21 protein-coding genes are annotated in these 22564 nt (G+C 69.3%); 9 read left to right on the top strand and 12 right to left on the bottom strand.

The features are described from left to right. Positions 1 to 27: 27 nt before the first annotated feature. The 4 genes from G1H10_RS07260 to dusB form a co-directional block, all read right to left on the bottom strand. Entirely contained in the window at positions 28 to 630 is a 603-nt protein-coding gene (locus G1H10_RS07260) for a class F sortase (protein ID WP_163734872.1), read from the bottom strand. A 49-nt stretch (positions 631 to 679) separates the two neighbouring features. Next, the gene (locus G1H10_RS07255) at positions 680 to 1579 is read right to left on the bottom strand and encodes a hypothetical protein (RefSeq protein WP_163734870.1); all 900 of its coding nucleotides are present in this window, start codon (positions 1577 to 1579) and stop codon (positions 680 to 682) included. A 63-nt stretch (positions 1580 to 1642) separates the two neighbouring features. Beyond that, positions 1643 to 4336 (bottom strand): pyruvate, phosphate dikinase, encoded by a 2694-nt coding sequence (gene ppdK / locus G1H10_RS07250; RefSeq protein WP_163734867.1) that lies wholly within the window; start codon positions 4334 to 4336, stop codon positions 1643 to 1645. 405 nt (positions 4337 to 4741) lie between these two features. Beyond that, on the bottom strand, positions 4742 to 5917 hold the full coding sequence (dusB, locus tag G1H10_RS07245; protein ID WP_163735350.1) for a tRNA dihydrouridine synthase DusB: 1176 nt from the start codon (positions 5915 to 5917) through the stop codon (positions 4742 to 4744). 247 nt (positions 5918 to 6164) lie between these two features. On the opposite strand from dusB, the gene G1H10_RS07240 reads away from it, so the two are divergent. Beyond that, positions 6165 to 7103, top strand: coding sequence for an ABC transporter ATP-binding protein (locus tag G1H10_RS07240; protein WP_163734865.1), 939 nt, complete (start codon positions 6165 to 6167; stop codon positions 7101 to 7103). Continuing rightward, entirely contained in the window at positions 7100 to 7903 is an 804-nt protein-coding gene (locus tag G1H10_RS07235; protein ID WP_163734862.1) for an ABC transporter permease subunit, read from the top strand. The genes G1H10_RS07240 and G1H10_RS07235 overlap by 4 nt, the downstream gene beginning before the upstream one ends. 82 nt (positions 7904 to 7985) lie before the next feature. On the opposite strand, the gene G1H10_RS07230 is transcribed toward G1H10_RS07235, so the two are convergent. From G1H10_RS07230 to G1H10_RS07220, 3 genes are all read right to left on the bottom strand, one after another. Next, positions 7986 to 9377, bottom strand: a complete 1392-nt coding sequence (locus G1H10_RS07230; RefSeq protein ID WP_163734860.1) for a glycine--tRNA ligase — start codon at positions 9375 to 9377, stop codon at positions 7986 to 7988. Between the two features lie 171 nt (positions 9378 to 9548). Beyond that, positions 9549 to 10904, bottom strand: coding sequence for a YibE/F family protein (locus tag G1H10_RS07225; protein ID WP_163734857.1), 1356 nt, complete (start codon positions 10902 to 10904; stop codon positions 9549 to 9551). Further along, on the bottom strand, positions 10901 to 11374 hold the full coding sequence (locus G1H10_RS07220) for an antibiotic biosynthesis monooxygenase family protein (RefSeq protein ID WP_163734853.1): 474 nt from the start codon (positions 11372 to 11374) through the stop codon (positions 10901 to 10903). Before G1H10_RS07220 ends, G1H10_RS07225 begins: the two co-directional genes overlap by 4 nt. Before the next feature lie 198 nt (positions 11375 to 11572). On the opposite strand from G1H10_RS07220, the gene G1H10_RS07215 reads away from it, so the two are divergent. After that, entirely contained in the window at positions 11573 to 11977 is a 405-nt protein-coding gene (locus G1H10_RS07215; protein ID WP_163734851.1) for a DUF6703 family protein, read from the top strand. Between the two features lie 70 nt (positions 11978 to 12047). On the opposite strand, the gene G1H10_RS33845 is transcribed toward G1H10_RS07215, so the two are convergent. Beyond that, entirely contained in the window at positions 12048 to 12464 is a 417-nt protein-coding gene (locus G1H10_RS33845) for a Fur family transcriptional regulator (protein ID WP_312856545.1), read from the bottom strand. Between the two features lie 187 nt (positions 12465 to 12651). Here G1H10_RS33845 and G1H10_RS07205 point away from each other — a divergent pair, with 187 nt between their 5' ends. The 5 genes from G1H10_RS07205 to G1H10_RS07185 all read left to right on the top strand — a co-directional run bounded on the left by G1H10_RS07205 (position 12652) and on the right by G1H10_RS07185 (position 17922). Then, positions 12652 to 13776, top strand: coding sequence for a metal ABC transporter substrate-binding protein (locus tag G1H10_RS07205; RefSeq protein ID WP_163734846.1), 1125 nt, complete (start codon positions 12652 to 12654; stop codon positions 13774 to 13776). An 88-nt stretch (positions 13777 to 13864) separates the two neighbouring features. Further along, positions 13865 to 14713, top strand: coding sequence for a metal ABC transporter ATP-binding protein (locus G1H10_RS07200; protein ID WP_163734845.1), 849 nt, complete (start codon positions 13865 to 13867; stop codon positions 14711 to 14713). Then, the gene (locus G1H10_RS07195) at positions 14701 to 15690 is read left to right on the top strand and encodes a metal ABC transporter permease (RefSeq protein ID WP_163734842.1); all 990 of its coding nucleotides are present in this window, start codon (positions 14701 to 14703) and stop codon (positions 15688 to 15690) included. The genes G1H10_RS07200 and G1H10_RS07195 overlap by 13 nt, the downstream gene beginning before the upstream one ends. A gap of 193 nt (positions 15691 to 15883) precedes the next feature. Further along, positions 15884 to 16801 carry a type IV toxin-antitoxin system AbiEi family antitoxin domain-containing protein gene (locus G1H10_RS07190; protein ID WP_163734841.1) on the top strand — a complete coding sequence of 306 codons (918 nt, stop codon included), beginning with the start codon at positions 15884 to 15886 and terminating at the stop codon, positions 16799 to 16801. A gap of 71 nt (positions 16802 to 16872) precedes the next feature. Beyond that, complete coding sequence (locus G1H10_RS07185; RefSeq protein ID WP_163734838.1) at positions 16873 to 17922, top strand: zinc-binding dehydrogenase; 1050 nt, start codon at positions 16873 to 16875, stop codon at positions 17920 to 17922. 66 nt (positions 17923 to 17988) lie between these two features. Here the strand turns inward: G1H10_RS07185 and G1H10_RS07180 are convergent, their stop codons facing one another. Both G1H10_RS07180 and G1H10_RS07175 read right to left on the bottom strand, forming a co-directional pair. Further along, complete coding sequence (locus G1H10_RS07180; RefSeq protein WP_163734836.1) at positions 17989 to 19113, bottom strand: amidase; 1125 nt, start codon at positions 19111 to 19113, stop codon at positions 17989 to 17991. 103 nt (positions 19114 to 19216) lie between these two features. Next, positions 19217 to 20170 (bottom strand): LysR family transcriptional regulator, encoded by a 954-nt coding sequence (locus G1H10_RS07175; protein WP_216852992.1) that lies wholly within the window; start codon positions 20168 to 20170, stop codon positions 19217 to 19219. 63 nt (positions 20171 to 20233) lie between these two features. Here G1H10_RS07175 and G1H10_RS07170 point away from each other — a divergent pair, with 63 nt between their 5' ends. Continuing rightward, a complete protein-coding gene (locus G1H10_RS07170) occupies positions 20234 to 20899 on the top strand; it encodes a type 1 glutamine amidotransferase domain-containing protein (RefSeq protein WP_163734830.1) in 666 nt (221 codons plus the stop codon). A gap of 89 nt (positions 20900 to 20988) precedes the next feature. Here the strand turns inward: G1H10_RS07170 and G1H10_RS07165 are convergent, their stop codons facing one another. Both G1H10_RS07165 and recO read right to left on the bottom strand, forming a co-directional pair. Next, complete coding sequence (locus G1H10_RS07165; protein ID WP_163734827.1) at positions 20989 to 21777, bottom strand: isoprenyl transferase; 789 nt, start codon at positions 21775 to 21777, stop codon at positions 20989 to 20991. Continuing rightward, on the bottom strand, positions 21774 to 22550 hold the full coding sequence (gene recO / locus G1H10_RS07160; RefSeq protein WP_163734824.1) for a DNA repair protein RecO: 777 nt from the start codon (positions 22548 to 22550) through the stop codon (positions 21774 to 21776). Before recO ends, G1H10_RS07165 begins: the two co-directional genes overlap by 4 nt. Positions 22551 to 22564 lie beyond the last annotated feature (14 nt).

The raw sequence follows: 22564 nt of genomic DNA, 5'->3' as shown, positions 1-22564 counted from the left end.
ACGAGAAAACCCACTTCACATGATCATTTAGGGCTCGGTGGGGATGGCGGTGACGACGATGTTGGAGGTGTAGTCGTCGCCGTCCCAGCCTTCGCAGGTCACCAGCACCAGACGCGCCGGACCGTCCTGGGCGAACAGCGTCTCCGCCTGTTCGGCGAGCTCCTCCGGCGGCAATACATCGACGGCGACGACCTCGTAGTCCATCACTGCCTCCGCCTCACCGCTGAGCGTGATCGTGTCGCCTTCCTCCAGTCCGCCGACGCCGTTGAACACCGCGGTGCCAGACTCCAGCGCATGCCCGACGAGCAGGGCGGTTCCGGCCTCGGCACCCGGGGCCGCGCCCTCGCTCCACCAGCCGGCCACCAACGGGTCATCGGGCGGAGCCAGCACCCGGTCGTCGCTGGATCCGACGTCGACAACCGGCGCGTGCACCCCGATCTCCGGTACCGACACCTCGAAACGGGCCGGCTCGTCACCGCCGCGTCCGCTCGAGGTCGCGGCCGGACCGGCTGGCTCGTCGTCGCCCGGCATGCCCGACCCGGCGTTCCCGGAGGCTCCGTCCGGCTTGAACATCACGTTCACAACCCACACGGCGCCGGCGACGATCAACAGCGCGACGGAGATCACCACGTAAATCACCACAACACCCGGGCGACGACGCCGGTGCTGTGGTCTCCACTCAGACATCGGTCCGCCGACGACGGGTCACAGCGACGACGGCCGACGCCAGCAATCCGGTCGCCCCCAGCATGGCCACACCCCACACCAGCCCGGACGGGGATGCTGAGCCAGGACGTCCCGGCCCGGCAGCGGCGGACGCGGCATCGCTCGTCGGCGCGAGACCTGCGGGTATCGATGTCGGTACCGGCATCTGCGACGGCTCCCCCGTCCCGGTGGGTTCGGTCGGTGTGACGGGGGCCGTCGGCTCAGGCGCCGGCTCGCGCGTGGGATCCGGCGGGGCGGGATCGGGCGGCTCCGTCGGCCCTGGCGTTGTGGGCGGTGCCGGCGTGACGGAGCGCTCCGGCGGTGGATCGCTCGGTTCGGCTGTAGCCGTCGGCGCGTCCGTGCTCGTGGGAGGCGGCGTGGCCGGCGGTTCGGGACTCGGCGTCGGGCCACGCGGCGGCTGGGTCGGTCGCCCCGTGGGCCAGGGCCATTCCGGCTTCTCCGGCCAATCTGGCCAATCTGGCACGCCGGGCGGGTCCGGCCGCTCACCATCGGACGCGCGGACACCGCAGGCGAACCATCCGCTGATCCGCCGGGACCGACCGTTCCCCGCCTTGGACGCGGTCAGGCCGGTGAACGGACCTCCGGTATACATCTTCAGGTCTCCGCCTCCCGAGACACCGACCGCGATCAGGATCACACCATCGTCAACGGAGACGACGTCCAGCCTCCGTTCACGCTGTGAGAGGCGCGCCGTCACATCGCCGGTGACGTCCGACCCGTACGGCACGCACGCCGACGCAGGATTCGGCGCCGCCCGGCTAGGGGCATGACCACCTGGGCCCAGGCCCGGAACCGCCGAGATGAGCATGCTGACGCCCAGCACGGTCACCGATCGCCTCACGCCACTGCCCACCGACGCGTCTCCTGCCCCTTCCGGACGAAGGACTCGGCGGGAATCTAGCAGATCTTGCGGAGATCAACTAGACGGTGCGGCGTCCATGACGCGAGCCCGCCCGGCCTCCAGCCGCGCGACCGGCACCCGGAAGGGCGAGCAGGAGACGTAGTCCAGCAGTATCGACTCGAAGAAGTGGACCGACGCCGGGTCGCCACCATGTTCGCCGCAGATGCCGATCTTCAGGTCGGAGCGGGCCTCTTTGCCCTCCCACGCAGCGATCGAGACCAGCCGTCCGACCCCTTCGGCGTCGATCGACTCGAACGGGCTGACGCCGAAGATGCCCTGCTCCAGGTAGGCCGGGAAGAACGCCGCCTCGACATCGTCCCGGGAGAAGCCCCACGCGGTCTGGGTGAGGTCGTTGGTGCCGAAGGAGAAGAACTCGGCCGCCTCCGCTATCTGCTTCGCCGTCATGGCGGCCCGCGGCAATTCGATCATGGTGCCGATCGGGATGGTGAGTTCCACCCCACTGGCCCGGGCGACGTCCTCGAGGGTTCCGCGCGCCATCTCACGCACCGACTCCAGCTCCTGAACGGCGGCCACCAGCGGCACCATGATCTCCGGCAAGGGGTGGTGTCCCTGCGCCCGCAGCTCCGCGGTCGCCTCCGCGATCGCCCGCACCTGCAGCGCGAACAGCTCGGGGATGACCAGGCCCAGCCGGACGCCCCGCATGCCGAGCATCGGGTTCTGTTCGTGCAGCCGCTGCACCTCAGCGAGCAGCTCCGCCGCCTCGGCGTCGGGGTTGCCGGTGGCCTCTGCCACGGCCACCCGTACGGACAGATCGGTCAGATCCGGAAGGAATTCGTGCAGCGGCGGATCGAGCAGCCGGATCGTGACCGGCAACCCGTCCATGGCCTGAAGGATCTCGGCGAAGTCTGCCCGCTGCAGCGGACGCAGCTCGTCCAGCGCCGTCTCCCGCTGCGCATCCGTGCGTGCGAGGATCAGCCGCTCGACGATCTTGCGGCGCTCCCCCAGGAACATGTGCTCCGTCCGGCACAGCCCGATACCGGCCGCGCCCAGCTGCCGCGCGCGACGGGCGTCGCCGGGGGTGTCCGCGTTCGCCCGGACGTCCAATCGGCGCCGCTCGTCGGCCACGTTCATCAGGCGCAGCACCGCATCGACGACCGGCTCCTGGTCACCGGCGTCGTCCGGGCGCTGCCCGTGCAGCGCGTCGACGACGGCCGACGGCACCACCGGCACCTCACCGAGGTAGACCTCGCCGTTGCTTCCGTCGATCGAGATGGTGTCGCCTTCCACCACCCGCGTGCCGTCCGTGGTGGTGAACTCTCGTGCGCTCGGGTCGACGCGGAGGGCCTCGACACCGGTCACACAGGTCCGCCCCATACCGCGAGCGACGACGGCGGCGTGGCTGGTGCGGCCGCCGCGCGAGGTCAGCACCCCTCGGGCGGCCACCATGCCGCGCAGGTCGTCGGGGTTGGTCTCGCGCCGGACCAGGATCACGTCCTCGCCCTCGTCCGCCCAGGCCACGGCCGTCGCGGAGTCGAACGCCGCCTTGCCGACGGCCGCGCCGGGGCTGGCGGCCATGCCGGTGGCGATCAGCTCGCGCGGCGCGTCCGGGTCGAACTGCGGGAACATCAGCTGTGCCAGCTGCTCCCCGGTGACCCTGCGGAGCGCCTCGTCCTCGTCGATGAGCCCCTCGTCGACCAGCTGACCGGCGATGCAGAAGGCCGCCGCCGCGGTGCGCTTCCCGACGCGGGTCTGCAGCATCCACAGCTTGCCACGTTCGATGGTGAACTCGATGTCGCACAGGTCGCGGTAGTGCCGTTCGAGCCTGGCCATGATGTCGAGCAGTTCGTCGTATGACGTCTTGTCGATCCGCTCCAGTTCGGCCAGGGAGAGCGTGTTGCGGATCCCGGCGACGACGTCCTCTCCCTGCGCGTTAGGCAGGTAGTCGCCGTAGATGCCCTGCGCACCGGTGGCGGGGTCGCGGGTGAACGCCACGCCGGTGCCCGAGTCGGATCCGAGGTTGCCGAAGACCATCGTGCAGACGTTCACGGCGGTACCGAGGTCATCCGGGATGCGCTCCTGACGCCGGTAGATGCGGGCGCGCTCAATGTTCCACGAGTCGAAGACGGCGCGGATGGCCAGGTCCAACTGTTGCCGCGGGTCCTGCGGGAACGGCCGCCCGGTCTCGGAGAAGACAATGTCCTTGTACTCCTCCACCAAGAGTTTCATGTCGGATGCGTCGAGGTCGACGTCGGAGTCGGTCTTCCGCGCCTTCTTACGTGCCTCGAACCGGTCGTCGAAGCTTTCGTTGCGGATGCCCAGAACGGTGGTGCCGAACATCTGGATGAGCCGCCGGTACGAATCCCAGGCGAACCGCTCGTCTCCCGAACGCGCAGCCAGGCCGACCACCGAGATGTCGGTGAGTCCGACGTTGAGCACGGTCTCCATCATGCCGGGCATCGATATCGCCGCCCCGGAACGGACCGAGACCAGCAGCGGGTCCTCCGGGTCTCCGAGCCGCTTGCCGACCCGTTCCTGCAGCTCGGCGAGGTGGGTGCCGACTTCCCCGGCGAGCCCGTCCGGTTCGCAGCCGTTGTCCAGGTAGTAGGTGCAGGCTTCGGTGGTGATAGTGAATCCCGGCGGGACGGGCAGCCCGAGCCGGGTCATCTCGGCGAGGTTCGCGCCTTTCCCTCCGAGCAGGTCCTTGTCGTCCTTGCTTCCTTGTGAGAAGTCGAATACGTACTGGTGCACTCCCCGGCCCTCCAGATCTCCACGGCGTACCCCGAGAGTGGCGGCGTCGGGTGCCGTCAGTGCTCCGGGGACTGGATCGGTCTCTCTCGGTGGTGCCCACGCCTGGCCCTGGCGCGACCTCACCGATCTGGCTGTCGTGACTGACGTACGTCGGCGCTGAGTACGAGGTTGTGCGGGAGCTTAACCAGAGACCGGCGGACAAAACGGCGGCTGATTAGACCTCATCTAGACCAATTGCCCTGACCGTCAGTTTCACCATGGGAAGGCACACCTGTCTGACCGTGTCAAACACCGATGTGCGCGCTCACAGCACACGTGATCTACGGCACAGGTGACGGTACGTACCAGTAAGGACCAGGCTGGTGGAAACCAGCCCTCCCGGAAGCGCTTGCCTCCACGGGTGAATCAGCCGCCGGAGATCCCGATCTCGGCACAGGAGATGTCGTCCGTGGTGTCCTCGGCATCGTCCAACCAGCCCGCGGGCATGACCACCTTGCGCGGACTGCCCTGACGACCCCGAGCGGCGCCGATCTCCGACTCGGGGAACGGCTGTCCCGGATCGAGCTGAGCCAGCAGCTCATCGAGCTGGGCGAAGGTCTCCACCATGCCCAGCGACGCACGGATCTGGCCGCCCACGACGAAACCCTTCAGGTACCACGCCATGTGCTTGCGCATATCCCGCAGCCCCCGATCCTCGCCCAGCAGCTCGGCCAGCAGCTCGGCATGGCGGCGGATCATCGCCGCGACCTCGCCCAAGGTGGGCAGCGGCGGCGCCGGCTCGCCGGCGAACACCGCCGCCAGATCGCGGAAGAGCCACGGACGGCCGAGACAGCCGCGACCGATCACCACCCCGTCCGCTCCGGTCTCGCGGACCATGCGCAGCGCATCAGACGCCTCCCAGATGTCCCCGTTGCCCAGCACCGGGATGCCGACGTGCCGCTTGAGGGCAGCGATCGACGCCCAGTCCGCGGTACCCGAGTAGTGCTGCGCCGCGGTCCGGCCGTGCAGCGCGATCGCCGCGCAGCCGGACTCCTCGGCGATACGGCCGGCATCCAGGTAGGTCAGGTGGTCGTCGTCGATGCCCTTCCGGGTCTTCATCGTCACCGGGATGCCGTACGGCTCGGCCGCGCCCACCGCTGCCCGGAGGATCTGTCCCAGCAGGTTGCGCTTGTACGGCAGCACCGCTCCGCCGCCCTTGCGGGTGACCTTCGGCACCGGGCAGCCGAAGTTGAGATCGACGTGGGCGACGCCGTGGTCGCCGGCCAGGATTTTCACCGCTTCGGAGACGTAGTGCGGGTCGACGCTGTACAGCTGCACCGAACGCACCGACTCGGCGTCGGCGAAGACCAGCATGCTCATGGTCTTCTCGTCTCGCTCGACGATGCCCCGGGACGTGATCATCTCGCAGACGTACAGTCCGGCCCCCTGCTCTGCGCAGAGCCGACGGAACGCCGCGTTCGTCACGCCCGCCATCGGCGCCAGCACCACCGGCGGATCAACGGTGAGGTTGCCCAGCTCCAGGCTCCGCGCGCCGGGCGTGGTCACGCCGGTGGACAGACCGGCCGACGTGCACGCGGACATATCGGCCGGACTGCTGGTGTGGTCGGCGGCTGCAGGCATCACCGGTTCATTATCCAAGGTGACCCCCGCGAGAGCCGAATCCTGCCTGTGTGCCGCACCGGCGCACGCCGTGACCGCACCGGCGCACGCCGACGCCTCCGCGCTCAGGGGCACTGCGCTCCGGCGCACCGATTCCGACCACAAGATCCGCGCGATGACGCTTCCACCACGCGCTCAAAGGGTATGACGGCCCATCAAGGAGGCTGTGATGAACGATGCTCCATCGATTCACGTCGACGGGCTCACCAAGCGGTTCGGCAAGCTCACGGCAGTCGACGACCTGACCCTCCAGGTGTGGCCCGGGGAGGTCTACGGCCTGCTCGGCCCCAACGGCGCGGGCAAGTCCACCAGCATCCGGGCTCTGATGGGTTTCATCAATCCTACCTCCGGCCGGGTGGGCCTGCTGGGCGGGCACGCGCGCGAGCTCGAGATCCGTCGCCAGGCCGGTTACGTGGGCGACGTCACGCTCGACCGGGGCCTGCGCGCCGGCACCCTGCTGTCCTGGTATGCCGGGCTGCGCGGCGGCGTTCCGGAGAACAGGATCACCGAGCTGTGCTCCCGGCTGGAGCTCGATACGTCGCGGAAGATCGGCCAGCTCTCCACGGGAAACCGGCAGAAGGTCTCCATCATTCAGGCGTTCATGCACGATCCCGACGTGCTGATCCTGGATGAGCCGACCGCCGGGCTCGACCCGCTGTTACAACGCACGGTGCTGCGGATGGTCCGGGAACGACGCGACGCCGGCACCAGCGTGCTGTACTCGTCACACACGCTGCCCGAGGTGGAGGCGATCGCGGACCGGGTGGGCATTCTCCGCGCCGGCGCGCTGGTACGCGAGGACACCATGGCCAACATCCGCGACGTCGCACGCCAGCGCCTCGAGCTGCGGTTCGCCGGCGATGTCCCGGCCGATGTGCTGCGGGACGCGGAAGGCGTCGCCACGGTGGACGCCGACGGACGTACCGCCCACGTCGTCGTCGACGGCAGCGCGGCGGACCTGATCGACCGCCTCGCCGGACTCGGCGTCGAGCGGATCACCAGCCACGACGACGACCTCGAAGACATCTTCTTCGAGTACTACCAGGATGAACAGGACAGCGAAAGCAACAGGGACCACACACACGAAGATCAGGGGGTGGCCCGGTGAAGAACGGGCTGATCCTGGGCCAGATGCTGAGGGAACGTCGGCGCGCGACACTGTGGTGGTCATTGGCGATCGCGGCTCTGGTGCTGATCACCGCGGCCAGTTATCCCTCGGTGAAGGAAGCCGGATCGGCGTTCGACCAGCTCGTCGAGCAGATGCCGGAAGGCCTGCTGGAGATGATGGGCGCGGCCGACGGCCTCACGACGCCCGCCGGCTATCTGAACAGCCAGCTGTACTCCAACGTGCTGCCGATCGTGCTACTGATCTTCGGGATCAGCGCGGCCGCGTGGACCGTCGCCGGCTCGGAGCGAGAAGGAACGCTCGAGCCGTTGCTGGCCAACCCGGTCCATCGCTGGCAGGTGGCGATCGAGCGGCTGACCGGCACCACCCTGCTGCTCGCCGTGCTCACCCTGGTGGCGACCGTTCTGCTCGTCGCATTCCGGTCACCGTTCGAGCTCGACGAGCTCAGCGTCGCGGATCTGACCGCGGCCGGCACCGCCGCATTCCTGCTCTCGCTGCTGTTCAGCGGCATCACCTACGCCACCGGGGCCGCGACCGGCAGCAAGGGGTGGGCGATCGCCGCCGGCGCCGGACTGGCCACGGCCACCTACGTGTTGTTCGGCCTGTCCAGCCTGGTCGACCTGTTCGAGAGCCTGCGCTGGGCGTCCCCGTGGTACTGGTTCCTGCAGCCGTCGCCGCTCTCCGAAGGCTGGACCTTCCAGGCGATCGGCGTGCCACTGCTCGTGGTCGTCCCGGTGATCGCCGCCGGAACCGTCGTCTTCACCCGCCGCGACCTCACCTAAGACCATGATCATGAGCACTTTCCGTGCTATGTGCACGGTTAGTGTTCATGATCATGGACGAAAAGGGTGGAGGTGGGGCGCGTCAGCACACGGGCAGGCGCTCGGCGAGGTAACCCTCGACCCGGTCGAGGCCGACGCGTTCCTGCGTCATCGAATCGCGTTCGCGCACGGTCACCGCGTTGTCCTCGAGCGTGTCGAAATCGACCGTGACGCAGAACGGGGTACCGATCTCGTCCTGGCGACGATAGCGACGTCCGATCGCGCCGGCGTCGTCGAACTCGACGTTCCACCGCGCGCGCAACGCCTTCGCCAGGTCCCGCGCCTTCGGTGACAGCTCCGCGTTCCGGGACAGCGGCAACACGGCCGCCTTCACCGGCGCCAGCCGCGGATCGAAGCGCAGCACCGTGCGCCGGTCCACCCCGCCCTTGGAGTTCGGCGCCTCGTCAACGTCATACGCATCCAGCAGGAAGGCCAACACGGAACGGGTCAGGCCGGCCGCGGGCTCGATCACGTACGGCACCCACCGCTCACCCTTCTCCTGATCGAAGTAGCTCAGATCCACACCCGAATGCTTCGAGTGGGTGGTCAGGTCGAAGTCGGTGCGATTCGCGATACCCTCCAGCTCAGCGAACCCCTCCGACCCGGTACCGCCGAACTGGAAGCGATACTCGATGTCCACGGTCCGCTTCGAATAGTGCGACAGCTTCTCCGCCGGGTGCTCATAGAGGCGCAGGTTGTCCGCGGACAGACCGAGGTCGATGTACCAGTTCCAGCGCTCACCCAGCCAATACTCGTGCCACTGCTCGTCGGTGCCGGGTTCGACGAAGAACTCCATCTCCATCTGCTCGAACTCGCGGGTCCGGAAGATGAAGTTCCCCGGGGTGATCTCGTTGCGGAAGGACTTGCCGGTCTGCGCGATGCCGAACGGCGGCTTCTTCCGCGCGCTGTTCATCACGTTCAGCACGTTGGCGAAGATGCCCTGCGCGGTCTCCGGACGCAGGTAGTGCATCCCCTCCGCGGTCTCCACCGGGCCGAGGAATGTCTTGAGCAGGCCGCTGAACATTCTCGGGTCGGTCCAGGAACGCTTAGCACCGCAGTTCGGACACGCAACGCCCGCCAGGCCGCCCTCCGGCGGGCGTCCCTTGCGCTCGGTGAACTCCTCCTCCAGCTGGTCCGCCCGGAAGCGCTTGTGGCACGCCTGGCACTCGACGAGCGGGTCGACGAACTCCTCGACATGGCCGGAGGCGACCCAGACATCGCGCGGCAGGATGACGGCCGAGTCGAGCCCGACCACGTCGTCCCGCTGCTGCACCATCGACCGCCACCATTGGCGACGTATCTGCTCCTTCAGCTCCACGCCGAGCGGCCCGTAGTCCCACGCCGACCGCGTCCCGCCGTAGATCTCTCCCGTCGGAAAGACGAATCCGCGCCGCTTGGCGAGGGAGACAACGGAATCGACGGGGGTGGCAGGCACGCGTGATCACTCCATCCGGCTGGCTGTCGGCGAAACGGTCAGCCACCGAGGTTATCAGCGGCGTCGGAGCGGTCGAACCCACCCGTACCCGTGTCCGTACCAGTGTCCGCGTCCGTACCGTTGACGTTCCCGTGCCCGTACCCGTTCCGGCTTCTGGTGCTCGTTCCCCGTTCAGGTACCCGATCCCGGTCCCGTTTCCGCCGTTGCGGGCCGATCGGCGCCCGAAGGACCGCCACGACGACGCCGGCGCCCAGCGACCCGGTGGGTGTCACCCTGCCGCACCGCCAGCGCGGCGAGCCCGGTGGTCACCGGCACGGCCGCGATGATGCCCAGGCTGCCGACCAGCCCGCGCACCACCTCCTGCGCGACTTGCTCGCTGGTCAGCGCGTCGGTCATGCCCATCCCCGTCACGCTGAACAGCATCAGCAACGGCAGCGACGCACCGACATAGGCCAGCACGAGCGTGTTGACCGTCGCGGCGACGTGCTCCCGTCCCACGCGCATACCGGAGGCGAACAGTTTCCGGCGGGACGACGTCGGGTCGGCCGCAGCCAGCTCCCACACGGTCGCGGTCTGCGTCACGGTGGTGTCATCCAGCACGCCCAGCGCGCCGACGACGAGCCCGGCCAGCAGCAGCCCGCGCACGTCGAGCTCGGCGTCGACCAGGCCGATGTACGCCAATGACTCGTCGAACAGCCCGGTGAACTGGCTCAGCTCAGTGAAGAGCGCGCCGAGCAGACCGGTGAGGGTCAAGCTGATCAGCGTCCCGATCAGCGCCACGGAGGTACGGATCGAGACGCCGTGCGACATGTACAACGTGGCGATCATGATCGCGGATGCGCCGACGACGGCCACCGGCAGCGGATTCTGTCCGGCCAGCAGTGCGGGCAACAGGAAGAAGACGATGATCAGCACCGAGATCCCGAGGCCGACCAGCGCAGCCAGTCCCTTCCACCGGGACAGCAGCACCACCGCGACCGCGAAGATGATCCCCAGCCAGAGCAGCGGCGTCCCACGCTGGAATTCGGTGATCTCGTACCGGCTCTCCAGCGGGACGTCGCGGGTCGCGGTCAGCACGACCTTGTCCCCGATCTCGAACTGCGGCGCACCGACCCCGTACGGGACCGGCACCACGACCTCGAGCCCTTCGTCCGGGCCCGACTCGATCAGGACGTCGGCCTCCAGGCACGTGGTGCCGGGCTGACCACCGCCGCCGCCGTCGCCGGTGCCACCGCCTTCCTCATCGCCTGCACCGCCGCCCTCAGTGCCGCCGCTACCCTCGGCGCCGCCGCTGTCTGTGTCGCCACTCTGCGACGACGCGCCGCCGGCCGCCGCGCACGGGCGGAGGTCGATGATCTCGGCGTCGACGCGGTCGCCAGCCTCGATGCTGGGCGCCTCACCGGACGGCCAGAGCACCACCAGCCCGGCGATGGTCAGCATGATGAGCGGGATCAGGACCGACAGGACGAACGCCCGCACGCGAGGGCTCGCCGGGGTCGCCTCCTGGTGGAGATGGGCGCCGGTCACCGATCATTCTCCCGCGCGCCGGTCGAGCCCTCGGGACGGCCCGGATCATCCTCCCGCGTTTCCGGGTCGGTCGAACCCGCGGAACGGCCCCGGCCATCATCGCGGACATCGAGATCGGTCAGGATGGCCGGCCCGGCGGCGTGTCCGAGGCCCACGTCCTCCGCGTCGGCGGCGAGGGCCGTACCACCGTCCGGCGTCATGACCTCGAACGCCGTCGGCTCGTCGACCGCGCGCGACAGCAGCGGCACCACATGCAGCTTCACGTCGTACGCGGATAGCGCGCGCCGGTATGAGCCGACATCCCGCCACTCGCTGGTGAGCACCCACAACGTCGGGTCGTCGGTGGCACGCCCGACGTGTCCGCGCTTCCAGCCCGGCTGCTGCGCGAGTGTATGCAGCGCCTCGAACGCCTGGTCACGGAAGGCCGGGGCCTCAGCGCGAGGAACCCGGTATCGGGTGACGACGAGCATGACTGTCCTTTCTCCGGGCGGCAACGGACGAGCATAGTCAGATCCGACCCGGTTCCGCCCGCGCGACAGGCGGCCGTACCATTCATGGAGCACACGCATCATGGTTCACCGAGCAGGCGCGTCACGCGGGGAGGCGGCCGCCGGACCGCTCGGTCCAGGATGTCCAGCCCGAGCAGAGCCCGAAGATGAGGGACGATCGTGTCGAAGAAGCGCCGCCAACCGCATCGCGCGCCGCAGCGGCGACCAGCCAATCCCGGAGCCGCCCGCGCGCCGCGTCCCGGCAGCTCACGCCGGCCCGGCCCGGCTCCGGTCGCACAGCTCGGCTGGCGCGCGGGACTGGAACGGGCCAGCTATCCCATCCTCGTCCGGCTCACCCGGCTACCGAAGTGGTTCCTGGGCCTGATCACGGCCGGTGTGCTGCTCGGCGGCCTGCTGGCGCCGGCTCCGTGGTCTCCCGTCCTGTTGGCGCTGATCATTCTCTTCCTGACCTGGCTGCTGGTGCTCGCGTGGCCCAAGCTGGAGCCCGCCGCGCGAATCATCCGCGCAGCGGTCATCGCGGTTGTCGCCGCCCTCCTCATCGCGCAGGCCACCGGCGTGTTCTAGATCCCGGGCGTTCGGGAACCGCGGCCGGCCTTCGACTAGGGCCGGCCTGCGCGCGCGATCACGCAGCGGCTCAGGCCTGTGCGGCGCAGCGCGGACAGAGCCCGAAGATCTCCAGAGTGTGCGCGACGTCGACGTAGCCGTGCTCCTTGGCCACGGACCTGGTCCAGCGCTCCACCGCCGGCCCCGCCACTTCAACGGTCGCCTTGCAGGAGCGGCAGACCAGATGGTGATGGTGCTCGTCGCGTGCACAGCGCCGGTAGGCGGCCTCGCCGCTGGAGGTGTGCAACACGTCGACCTGGCCGTTGTCCGCCAGGGTCTGCAGCGTCCGGTAGACCGTCGCCAGCCCGACGCTCATGCCCCGGGAACGCAGGGCTGCGTGCAGGTCTTGGGCACTGATGAAGTCCTCGGTCTCCTCGAGTACCTCGTCGACGGCGGCACGCTGGCGCGTACGCCGCTGTTCCTTGGCCGGCTGCTGCTGTAGCGACACTGCTGGCGACCGCCTCTCTACGTCATGTCTGCGTCCGGCTACCTCACTATCACCCCACTGTAGTTCGAGCGGCGCGCCACACGCGCGATCCCGGGCGGATATGTCGGTGCCACGTCCCGCAGTCGCAAAGCTGCCGAAATATACATCATTTTGACAATGGTTGTCACTCTTCATGAGAATGGATCGCATGACTTCGCGTTCTGCATTCCGTTGGCTGCCTGCGTTGGCGGTATCCGGGCTCATTCTCGCCAGCTGCGGGTCGGACGACGGTTCCGGTGACGGCGCGGCGTCGTCCTCGGATGGCCCCACGATCGCCGCAGCCTTCTACCCCATGGCGTTCGTCGCCGAGCACGTCGCCGGCGACCTCGCCGATGTGGAGAATCTCACCCAGCCGGGCACGGAGTCACACGATTTGGAGCTCACCGCGCAGCAGGTGGGCGCCGTCGCCGACGCGGATCTGGTGCTGTACCTGGAGGAGTTTCAGCCCGCCGTCGACGAGGCGGTGGCGCAGAACGGTTCCGGTGCGGTCGTGGATGCCGCGAGCGTCGTCGAGCTCCGCCCGGACGAGCACGATCATGCGGGTGAGGAAGCCGACGACGAGCACGACCACGACGAAGAGGACGCCGACGCCGACGAGGAGACCGGCGACGACCACGCCGAGGACGAGCACGACGACGACGGCCACGACGAAGACGCCGAGGACGAGCACGATCATGCGGACGAGGAGGCGGCCGACGAGGACGAGCACGCCGACGAGGCGGGCGACGACGGTCACGACCACGGTGGCCTCGAGGGCGACCCACACCTCTGGCTCGACCCGACCAACCTGTCCACCCTCGCCGACGCGCTCGCCGAGGAGCTGGCGGAGATCGACCCGGACAATGCGGACGCCTACGACGCCAATGCGCACGAGTTGATCGAGCAGCTGGAGGCGCTGGACGAGGAGTTCAGCGAAGGGCTGGCGCAATGCGAGCGCTCGCTCATCGTCGTCAGCCACGAAGCATTCGGTTACCTGGCAGACCGGTACGGCCTGGAGCAGCTCGGCGTCGCCGGGCTCGACCCGGATTCGGAACCGTCTCCGGCACGCGTCGCCGAAGTACACGACACGATCGAGCGTGAGGGCGTGACGACGGTCTTCTACGAGCGGCTGTCCAGCCCGGACGTCGTTCAGTCGATCGCCGACGATCTGGGCCTTCAAACCGCCGTCCTCGACCCGATCGAAGGACTCACGGACGATACCGCGGACGAGGACTACTTCAGCCTGATGCGGCAGAACCTCGAGGCGATCCAAGCCGCGAACGGCTGCAGCTAGGATCGGTGGCGTTCTGCACTCCGCGTACCGAGGCCACGCGTTGCAGAATGCGACAACCAGGTGAGGCGGACTCTCGAATGACGATCGGATGACGGAACGCGTCGTTGACGTGCGTGGGCTTCACGTCACGCTCGGCGAGCAGCCGGTCCTGCACGGCATCGACTTCCACGTGGACGCCGGGGAGGTGGTCACACTCCTCGGCGCCAACGGTTCCGGGAAGTCGACGCTCGTGCGCGCCGTCGCCGGCTTGGTGCCGGCCGCGGCCGGCGACATCGCCCTCTTCGGCCGGCCCTTGCGGTCGTTCCGCGAGTGGCGGCGGATCGGGTACGTACCGCAACGGACGACGGCGGCCGGCGGAGTTCCGGCGACGGTCAAAGAAGTGGTGGCATCGGGTCGGCTCGCCCGTCGCAAGCCCTTCGTGCCCGCATCGCGTGCGGACCGGGACGCGGTGACGCGGGCGATCGATCTCGTCGGACTGGCCGACCGCACCAACGACGGCATCGACACGCTCTCCGGCGGACAGCAGCAGCGGGCGCTGATCGCGCGCGCGGCCGCGGGTGAGCCCGATCTTCTCGTGCTCGACGAGCCGAACGCCGGCGTCGACATACGCAGCCAGGAGGCATTCGCCCGATCGCTGCGGACGTTCGTCGCCTCTGGTCGCACGGTGCTGCTGGTCCTGCACGAGATGGGACCGTTGGCGTCGCTTGTCGACCGGGCGGTGGCGCTGGATTCGGGCCGGGTGGTGCACGACGGACCACCGCCGGGGCGCGCGGATGCCGGAGCACACGAGGGTCAAGAGCCCGGGCGGGCCGCAGCCGCGCGTGCCGCAGCCGGTATGACCGAGGATCTCACCCCCGGGCATGGCGCGGCCGGAGTACCCGACGACCACCCGCACAGCAACGAAGAACAGGGAGGTCCGTTCGGATGGAACTCCTGAACTACGACTTCATGCAGCGTGCCGTGCTCGCGGCGCTGTTGACCGGGCTGGCCGCCCCAGCCGTCGGCACGTATCTGGTGCATCGGCGGCTGGCGCTGATGGGCGACGGGATCGGCCACGTGGCGCTGACCGGGGTGGCGGTGGGTCTGCTCACGGGATGGGCGCCGGTCTGGACCGCGGTGGTGGTGGCGGTGATCGGCGCTCTGGCGATCGAGTTGGTGCGCGCCCACGGTAAGGCATCCGGCGACGTCGCCCTGGCGATGCTGTTCTACGGCGGTATTGCGGGCGGTGTCCTGCTGACCGGGCTCGCCGGCAGCACGGCGGCCACGCTGAACACCTACCTGTTCGGCTCGATCACCACGGTCTCTCAGGAGGACCTGGTGGTGATCGGGGTGCTCGCCGTGGCCGTGATCGTGCTGTCGATCGGCCTGGGACCACAGCTGTTCGCCGTCTGTCAGGACGAGGAGTACGCCCGTGCCTGCGGAATCCCGGTCCGGCTATACAGCATCCTGATCGCGGTGATGGCGGCGGTCACCGTCGCCGTGGCGATGCGCACCGTCGGTCTGCTTCTGGTCAGCGCTCTGATGGTGGTGCCCGTGGCGACCTCGATGCAGCTGACGCGCGGGTTCCGCGCGACGTTCGCGCTCGCGTTGGCCCTGGGTGTCGCGCCGTCGCTCGGCGGCGTGGTGTTCGCCTACTACGTCGACGTGGCGCCGGGTGCGAGCATCGTCGTGTTCGCCCTCGCCGGGTTCGTGCTGGCCTGGCCGTTGGGGACGGCCGTGCGGCGGGCGCGCCGGCGGCGTCGCACGAACGGCGAGGATCCGCGGGTGACCGGGGTGCACGTACCCACCGAGGAGCACCCGCACCAGCACGATGACGAGTGCGGACACCCGGCAGTGGAACACGGCGACCACACCGACTATCTGCACGACGGCCACCTGCACGCCGCCCACGGCAAGCATTACGACGAACACTGACACGTTCTTACGCCAAACGTCGGAAGGTTCTTATCGCCACAGCGACAACAACCTTCCGACGCTCGCGGTGCGACCGCCTTGAACGACGTGGTTGTCCACAGGCGCCGCTGCCGTGCGGTCTTGCCTGCCCGGTTATCCACTGTTTCCGGTTGCGCCTTGTTGGTTCGCCACGGATCGTTCAAGATCCATGTGCATGGTGATTCCCGACGAGCTCACGCAGCTCATCAGCGCGCAAGACGGCTTGGTCACCCGTCGGCAGGCGCTGTGCGCAGGTGTCACCCCGGCGGCGATCGCTCACGCGCTCGGTCGTGGACGGAAATGGCAGCATGTGACGCGCGGCGTGTACGCGACCTTCACCGGACCGCTTCAGCCACGCCATCACCTCCGGGCAGCGCTGCTGACGACCGGCGACGGCGGAGTGGTCAGCGGCGCTATGGCCTGCCGCGCCTACGGGCTGCGCTATGTACCCGAGACGGCGGAGACGGTGGTTCTCATCCCCGAGCGCAGCAGACGTCGTACTACACCGTTCGTGGTGGTTCGGCGCACCACGAAGATGCCCGAGTCGCGGGACATCGCGGGGATACCGACCGCCAGTCCCGAACAGGCCGTACTCGACGTCTGCCGCGGCATGTCGTCGCTTCGCGATATTCGGGCATTGTTGTGCGAAGCGGTTCAACGAGGGTTGACCACGCCGGATCGCATCCTCACGATGCTCGGTGACGCCCGGTGGAAGGGGTCCGGCCTTGTACGCCGCAGCCTGGACGATCTCACCGCGGGATGCCGTTCTGCACCCGAGTGCGAACTGCGCGACCTCGTCCGCCGCTCCACCGTGCTGATCGAACCACGGTGGAACGCGCTACTTCCTGGCACGATGCACCGGATCAGGCCCGATGCGTGCTGGCCCGAAGCCCGTGTCGTCGTCGAGATCGATTCCGCCGAGTGGCACCGCTTCGGCGACAGCGTCGAACGCACGGAGCGCAGGCGCGCGCTGTACGCGTCCCTCGGCTGGACGGTGGTTCCGGTGTCTCCGCGTCGCCTCCGAGAAGAGCCGGATGCCGTCCTGCGCGAGATCGAGGCGGCTGTGGCGGCAGGGCTTGCCCGCACCGCGTGAAACGTCGGAAAGAAGTGGTTGCCCCAGCGACAAGAACTCTCCGTCGTTTTACGGACCATTACCCTGAGCACGTGCGAGCGATGGTGTACGAAGCGTTCCGGCAGCGGCCTGAGGTTCGAGAGGTGCGGGATCCCAGCTGCCCGCCGCACGGCGTCGTGGTGAAGGTGGAGGCCACCGGGCTGTGCCGCAGCGACTGGCACGGCTGGATGGGCCACGACGACGACATCACGCTCCCGCACGTGCCTGGCCATGAGTTCGCCGGGACCATCGTGGCGACGGGTACGGCCGTCTCCGCAGACTGGAGCATCGGCGATCGGGTCACCGCGCCGTTCGTCAACGCATGCGGGAGCTGCGTCCAGTGCCGCGCCGGTGACCAGCAAGTCTGCGACGACCAGACACAGCCGGGGTTCACCCGCTGGGGCTCGTTCGCCGAACTCGCGGTCGTCGACCACGCGGACGTCAATCTGGTGCGCATCGCGGATGAGGTGGACTTCGCGACGGCGGCCAGTCTGGGCTGTCGTTTCGCCACCGCGTACCGCGCCGTCGTCCAGCAGGGCGGCGTGGGTGGCGCGGGCGGCGCGCCACGATGGGTCGCGGTACACGGCTGCGGCGGGGTGGGACTCTCCGCGGTGCTGATCGCGGCAGCGTACGGGGCTGACGTGGTCGCGGTCGACGTCGCACCGGCGGCGCTCGACCAGGCACGTCGCCTGGGAGCGGCCGCCGTGGTCGACGGCACCGAGAGTGACGTGCCGGTGGCGATCCGGGACATCACCGGAGGCGGGGCGCACGTGTCGCTGGACGCGCTCGGCCATACCGCCACGTTCCAGAACTCGGTGCGCTGCCTTCGCACACGCGGGCGACACGTGCAGGTCGGGCTGCTGGTCGCCGAGCACGCCGCGCAGTCGGTGGTGATGGGTCCCGTCGTCGCCGACGAATTGGAGATCCTCGGCAGCCACGGTATGGCCGCGCACGACTACCCACAGATGCTGCGCGACGTCGCGCAGGGCAGGCTCCGGCCCGAGCTGCTGCTCGGCGATCAGCTCACGCTGGAGGACGGGGTCGACGCCCTGCTGGAGATGTCCGCTTCGTCGCCGACCGGGGTCACCGTCCTCCGCCCATAGCCCACAGCTTGTGATCACCGATCCGTTTTGTGGACCATGGTCCGGCCATCGTCGGTGATCGTAGGCTTATCGGGCGGCCACGGCGGCCTCCAGCACGGCGGCCGCGGCCAGCAGCTCCTCCTCCGCATACCAGGCGCCCACCAGCTGCAGCGACGCCGGGAACCCTCCGTCCGTGCGCGGCACCGGCAGCGCCACGGCCGGAAGCCCGGCGAGGTTGAGCGGCACGGTCAGATACGTCATCCCGGGCCGCACATCGTCCATACGCGGCGGCTCTGCGCGCAGCGTGGGCAGCGCCAGGAAGGCATGATCCGCCAGCAACTCGCCGAGCCGGGACCTGGCCGCCAGCCCGATGCGCCGACACTCCGCGACCCGGCCGGCCTTGATCCGCGCGCCTCCCCCGATGCTCTCGACGTCGCGCTCCTCCAGCAGGTCAGGTCGGTCCAGCAGGTGCCGTTGGGCCCAGTAACCCTCGGCGCCCATGATGTCGTTCGCGGCGGCGACCCAGCTTTCCCATTCCGGCAGGGTGACATCGACGGTCTTCACCCCCGCGGCCGCCAGCACCGCGTCGAGGGAGGTGTCAATGCCCGGGTCGACGTCGGCGAACCTCAGCCGTGCCGCCGTCAGCGGAACGCCACTCGCGTCAGCCTGCCGAAAGCCCGGTTCCATCAGCTCCATCCCCACCGCCAGACCGGCGACGTCGCGTGCGAGCGGCCCCACCGTGTCGAGGGTGCGGGAGAATTCGACCACTCCGTGCGTCGGCACCCGGCCCGCCGTCGTCTTCAGGCCGGTGATGCCGCAGCAGGCTGCCGGCACGCGCACCGAGCCACCGGTGTCGGTGCCATACCCGACGTCTGCCTCGTCGTTCGCCACCGCGACGGCCGACCCGCTGCTGGATCCGCCCGGCACACGTTCCGGATCGATCGGGTTGGTCGGCGTTCCGGTCCAGGGGTTGATGCCGTCGATGTGCCGGCACAGCTCCACCAGGTTGGTCTTGCCGACGATGCGCGCGCCCTGCCGGCGCGCGGTCTCCACCACCGGCGCATCCGCGGCGGCCGGCGCGGGGTCGTCCATCAGGGCCGGGCACGCCGCCGTCGTCGGAGTGCCCGCCACGTCGATACAGTCCTTCACCGCCAGCCGCGGCCCGTCGCCGTCAGTCTCCAGGCGCAACAGCCATGTCGCATCGATAACCACAGAGTGATCATGCCGCATACGGCGGCGCGGCTGCAGCCGGCAGGTCCGGGCGGTCCGGGCCCGGCCGGTCACCCGAGGAGAGCCGGCCGAGCCGGGTCAGCGGTCACGCCGCTGGGGAGGAGTGCACCGGACCGCGGCCGAGTTCGAGCAGCCGGGCACGGACCGCCGCCACCGAGCGTCGTGCTTCCGACTGTGGTCGGTGGACCAGGAAGAGCGTATTCAGCGGCGGAAGCTCCGGCTCGGCGAGTAGCTGCAGCTTTCCCGTCTCGAGCGGTCTCGCGGTCAGGTACCGCGGCAACACGGTCATCCCGGCGCCGGCGGTGACGGCGGCGAGCGCGCCGCGCAGGTCCGGCACCACCAGGTCGGGTGTGCGAGTGAGGCGGGTGCCGAAGACGGTCCGCCAGTAGCGGCGCACGATCGGGGCCTCCTCCCCGTACGCGACGAGTGGGATCGGCGCGAGCCGCTGCGGATCGGCACGCTCCGGTACAGCACGCTCCGGCTCGGCACGCTCCGGATCCGTACGCTCCGGCTTGATCCGGTCAGCCCAGGACGGCGCCGCCACCAGATCGAACTCCTCGTCGTAGAACGGCTCGGCCAGCACACCTCGGCGGCGCGGCCGGACGCTGATGACGGCGAGGTCCAGGTCAGCTCCGACGACGGCGTCGAGCAGCCCGTCGGGCATGCCGAACGTGGTCCGCAGCTGCAGGCCGTCGGCGACCATGCCGGACAGGGCAGGTAGCGCCTGCTCGCACAGGAAATCCGCCGGGCCACCGATGCGCACCGTGCTCGGGTACCGCGCGGTGGTCTCGTCCACGACGGCCGACTCCAGGTCATCGATCGCGCCGGCCACCCTCCGGGCCAGCTCGTCGGCGGCGGGCGTGGAGGCGACGCCGCGCGGGAGCCGGTCGAAGAGTCGTCGCCCCAGCGCCGCCTCGAGCGAGCGGACTTGCGCGGTGAGGGTCGGCTGGGCCAAGCCGAGCGACTCCGCGGCGGCCGTGATGGAGCCTTGGCGGTACACCGCGAGGAAGCTGCGTAGCAGGTCGAGCGAGATGTTCACATCAGAAATCCTATGGCTTAGATCGGGCTTGCTATTGGCGCCTATTCCTGACCAGGCCTGACCATGGGTGCCATGACGCGAGTACTGATCATTCTCACCAGCCACGACACCATCGGATCGACCGGCCGCCGCACCGGATTCCACGCCGGCGAGGCAGCCGAACCTTGGCATGTCTTCCGTGACGCCGGCTTCGACGTCGATGTAGCATCCGTCGCCGGCGGGGCCGCGCCGGTCGACAGCCGGGATGACCTCGACCCCGCCCAGGAGGCGTTCTTCCGCGCCGTCGACATCGAGCGGACGGCCCGCGCCGCCGACGTCTCCCCCGGCGATTACGACGTCGTCTTCTTCGCCGGTGGACACGGCACCATGTGGGACTTCCCGGACAACGCCGACCTTGAGCGGCTGGCGGCGGGCGTGTACGAGCGTGGCGGCGTGGTGGCGGCCGTCTGCCACGGGCCCGCGGCCCTGGTCGGGCTGCGTCTCTCCGACGGTTCATACCTGGTGGACGGCAAGCGGGTGGCGGCGTTCACCAACGAGGAGGAGACGATCGTCGGGCTTGCCGATACCGTGCCGTTCCTGCTGGCGGACGCGCTGATCAAGCAGGGAGCCCAGCATGTTGCGGCGGCGCCGTGGACCCCTCAGGTCATTGCGGATGGACGGCTCGTCACCGGCCAGAATCCGCAGTCCGCGCGCGGCGTAGCCGAGCAGATCATCACCATCCTCCCCTAGTCATCAGCGATGAGACGCGCGCCATACCCGCTGTGACCGGTCCAGCAGTCGATGATGATGGCGAAGGGCGGGGCGGCGAGGGTGGCGAGTCAGACGGCCGGGGCGCTAGGGTCGGCGCCGCCGTAGCGCCGGTCCCGCTTCGCGTAGATCTCCACCGCACGCCATAGATCGCGCCGGTCGAAGTCGGGCCAGAGCGTGTCCAGGAAGACCATCTCCGCGTACGCCGACTGCCAGAGCATGAAGTTCGACGTGCGCTGCTCGCCGGAGGACCGGACGAACAGGTCCACCTCCGGCAGGTCGGCGTTGTACAGGTAGCGGGCCAGCGTCTTCTCGTTGACCCGCTTCGGGTTGACCTTGCCGGAGGCGACGTCCGCGGCCAGCGCGGCGGCGGCGTCGCCGAGCTCGGCCCGGCCGCCATAGTTCACGCAGAACTGCAGCGTGATCACGTCATTGTGCCGGGTCCGACGCTCTGCCTCGACAAGCTCGTCGATGACGCTCTTCCACAGCCGGGGGCGACGTCCGGCCCAGCGGATCCGCACCCCCATCGCGTCCAGCTCATCGCGGCGACGGCGGATCACCTCCCGGTTGAACCCCATCAGGAACCGCACCTCGTCCGTCGAGCGGCGCCAGTTCTCGGTGGAGAAGGCGTACGCCGACAGGCAGCCGATACCCATCTCGATGGCCCCGTGGATCACGTCCAGCAGCGACGACTCGCCCGCTTCGTGCCCCTTGGTGCGCGGCAGGCCGCGGCTGTTCGCCCACCGCCCGTTCCCGTCCATGATCAACGCCACGTGCCGGGGCACCAGATCCGCCGGGATCGGGGGCGGCGTCGCACCGGACGGGTGCGGAGGCGGCGATGCGTACTCGCGTCTGCTCACGCCTGGATCACCTGCTCGTCGTCGATCACATTCCGCTCCCGATATACCCGCTCGACGAGGGGAAGCGACCGCAGGCCACGCTCCAGATGCCACTGCAGGAACGCGGCCGTGATCCCGCTGGCCTCCCGGCGCGCCCGCGAACCGCTGGCGTCGGCGATCTCCCAGTCGCCGGTCAGCAGCGCGCTCAGCAGCGCAACGGTGTCGATCGACGGCGCCACGGTGCCTGCGGGACGACACGCCGGGCACACCATGCCGCCGGCCTGCACCGAGAAGAGCCGGTGCGGCCCGTCCGCGCTGCAGCGCGCGCAGTCGGTGAAACTCGGAGCGAACCCGGCGATCGCCAGACCACGCAGCAGATACGCGTCGAGCACCAGCGCCGGGTCGTGCTCGCCGCCGACGAGTGCCCGCAACGCGCCCACCAGCAGAAGGTAGTGCTGCAGGGCCGGCTCGCGCTCCTCGGCGCTGAGCCGTTCCGCCGTCTCCAGGATGGCGGAGCCGGCGGTGTACCGACCGTAGTCGGCACAGATCCGGGTGCCGTACGGGGACAGCGTCTCCACCTGAGTGACCACGTCCAGCGTCCGTCCGGTGGCCAGCTGGACGTCGACCTGCATGAACGGTTCCAGACGGGCGCCGAACCGGCTGGTGGTGCGCCGCACCCCCTTGGCGGCCGCCCGGATGCGCCCGTTCTCCCTGGTCAGCAGCGTGACGATACGATCCGCCTCACCCAGCTTCTGGGTGCGCAGCACAACCCCTTCGTCACGATAGAGACTCACGCCCCCTATTGTCC

It is taken from the genome of Phytoactinopolyspora halotolerans, assembly GCF_010550675.1.
GTDB lineage: Bacteria > Actinomycetota > Actinomycetes > Jiangellales > Jiangellaceae > Phytoactinopolyspora > Phytoactinopolyspora halotolerans.
The sequence above is the reverse complement of the archived record's forward strand: the minus strand, read 5'-3'. Positions and strand labels throughout refer to the sequence as shown.